The organism is Pseudoalteromonas fuliginea (assembly GCF_000690055.1).
Taxonomy (GTDB): domain Bacteria; phylum Pseudomonadota; class Gammaproteobacteria; order Enterobacterales; family Alteromonadaceae; genus Pseudoalteromonas; species Pseudoalteromonas fuliginea.
Map to the genome: position 1 here is coordinate 1 of NZ_JJNZ01000139.1, position 1,884 is coordinate 1,884.

Annotated in this window: 2 protein-coding genes and 1 pseudogene; 2 read left to right on the forward strand and 1 reads right to left on the reverse strand. The window is 31.1% G+C overall.

The features are described from left to right. Positions 1 to 52: 52 nt before the first annotated feature. Together DC53_RS22995 and DC53_RS00370 are read left to right on the forward strand one after the other, a co-directional pair. Positions 53 to 256 (forward strand): nucleoid-associated protein, encoded by a 204-nt coding sequence (locus DC53_RS22995; RefSeq protein WP_033032361.1) that lies wholly within the window; start codon positions 53 to 55, stop codon positions 254 to 256. Next, on the forward strand, positions 253 to 1,551 hold the full coding sequence (locus DC53_RS00370) for a hypothetical protein (protein WP_033032363.1): 1,299 nt from the start codon (positions 253 to 255) through the stop codon (positions 1,549 to 1,551). The genes DC53_RS22995 and DC53_RS00370 overlap by 4 nt, the downstream gene beginning before the upstream one ends. A gap of 55 nt (positions 1,552 to 1,606) precedes the next feature. On the opposite strand, the pseudogene DC53_RS21860 reads toward DC53_RS00370, so the two are convergent. Then, a pseudogene (locus DC53_RS21860) lies at positions 1,607 to 1,807 on the reverse strand (tyrosine-type recombinase/integrase); the annotation flags it as partial. Between the last annotated feature and the right edge of the window lie 77 nt (positions 1,808 to 1,884).

The following is a 1,884-nucleotide window of genomic DNA, read 5'->3' on the forward strand; positions in this document are numbered from 1 at the left end:
GTCATTTTTTCACCCAAATTTGTATGCTTATTAGCATAACATTTCTTTCTTAATGGGTGGCCAAAATCACTGTACCACTACAGACAAAGCTTCTCTGAGAAAGTTTGCAAAATATTATGGGGAAACTAAGGACTATAGAGTAAGCTTTAAGAGAGAAGCATTAGATAATGGTAATGTTGTATTTGACGGTAAAACTAAAACACTTACATTTAAAAACTTACCTAATGATTTACTTGAAGAGCTCAATGCTAGATGATGACTGACTCTCTAAAAAGCTATATTATTTCTGTATTCAAATTTAAAAACCCTGTTTGGTGTGAAATAAATGAGCATTTTCAGTTAACATTTACTTTTAGTCCTGAAGACACAGATGAACTCAAAGCTTTACAAGAGTGTGGTTTACTGGGTGATAGTTTTAAGAAAAACTTTAAGTCATCCAGAAAAACTCCGGTAAACCTAGGTCAGTTAGAAGAAAATAAAAGTTATTCTGTAGAAATAAAAAGCTCACATGAAGTTAAACTATATCCTTCATTTAAAGTATTAGTTGATAATCATCCTGTAAAATGCCCTAAAAACTTTTTTATCTTTTCAGGTACTTCTGAACCAGTAGTCTTTAGAGATGGTGATAAAGTTATAAAATCCAGCCCTTTAAAGCACTATTTAGAAATATGTAAAATTTGGAAATTATTAAGCAAAAAATCTGATGACTCTGATTATAATTCTATGCTTTTTTTATATCGAAAAAAGCTATTAATACCTTCGCGCTACAATGAAGAAATGTTACAAATAGAATTTGACGGCTTAACTAATTTCTGTGACACGATGGAGAATGATGACACAGATAAAACTGAGAAAAGTCATATATTACAAAATGTCTTATATAATTTTCTATTTCATAAAAAAGAAAAAGAACGCTTTTCATATTTACTAAGCAATTTTAGTAAATTCGAAAGTAGATTTGACGATGATTACCAAGCTTATATCGTAGGTTTTTCATTTAAAGAGCTTAGAGTCGAGTATGAAGAAAAATACAGAGAGTATATACATACTATTAATGATTCAATAAGTGCAGGGATTACTAAAACTTTTGCAATCCCTGCTTCTATATACTTAACTTCTACAAGAGTTCAATCTATACAAACAGCTAGTGAGAAAAATCATAGTGAAATACTTGCTGCGAACATTGGTATAGGCTTTATCTCTTTGACTGTGACTATATTTATTATTTTGATGGTAGTGAATGAATTACATTCCCTAAATGCTTTAAAATTTGAGTATAAAAGCTTAATGGAACGGTTAGAAGAAAAAAGTAAACCTGCTTATGAAAAGGTAGGTAAACTCTCCCTAGCAATTGAACGTAGAATTAAATTTGCAAAAAGAGTATTTATCTCTATAGGTTTTATTACTGTAGTCCACACTATAGTTTCTTTTATCTGGATATATATCCGTAGCACTACTGATTCTTCACCTGATTTGCACTCGAATCTTATTGTATGTATCACTAATATTTTATCTGTCTTAATTAAGCTTGTAGGCTGGTCTATAGCTTAAGCTTCATTTTAGAGCTAAGTTCAAAATTAGAAACCTCACTGTATATTTAATAATATTAAACTATTTTTGGGCCAAATCTAATGGCATCCTCTAAGTGACTTGGTGCAAAGTGCGCGTAAACCATGGTTTGCTCAATCTTTGCATAACCAAGTATTTGTTGTAACAGTAAAATATTCCCTCCGTTCATCATAAAATGACTTGCGAAAGTATGCCTTAAAACATGGCTACATTGCCCCTTTGGCAAGTTAATATTGGTTTTACTTACTGCGCTGTACAACGCTGAAACAGCAGCTAAGGCTTATACCAACCTACATAAATCTTTGATCAATTTAA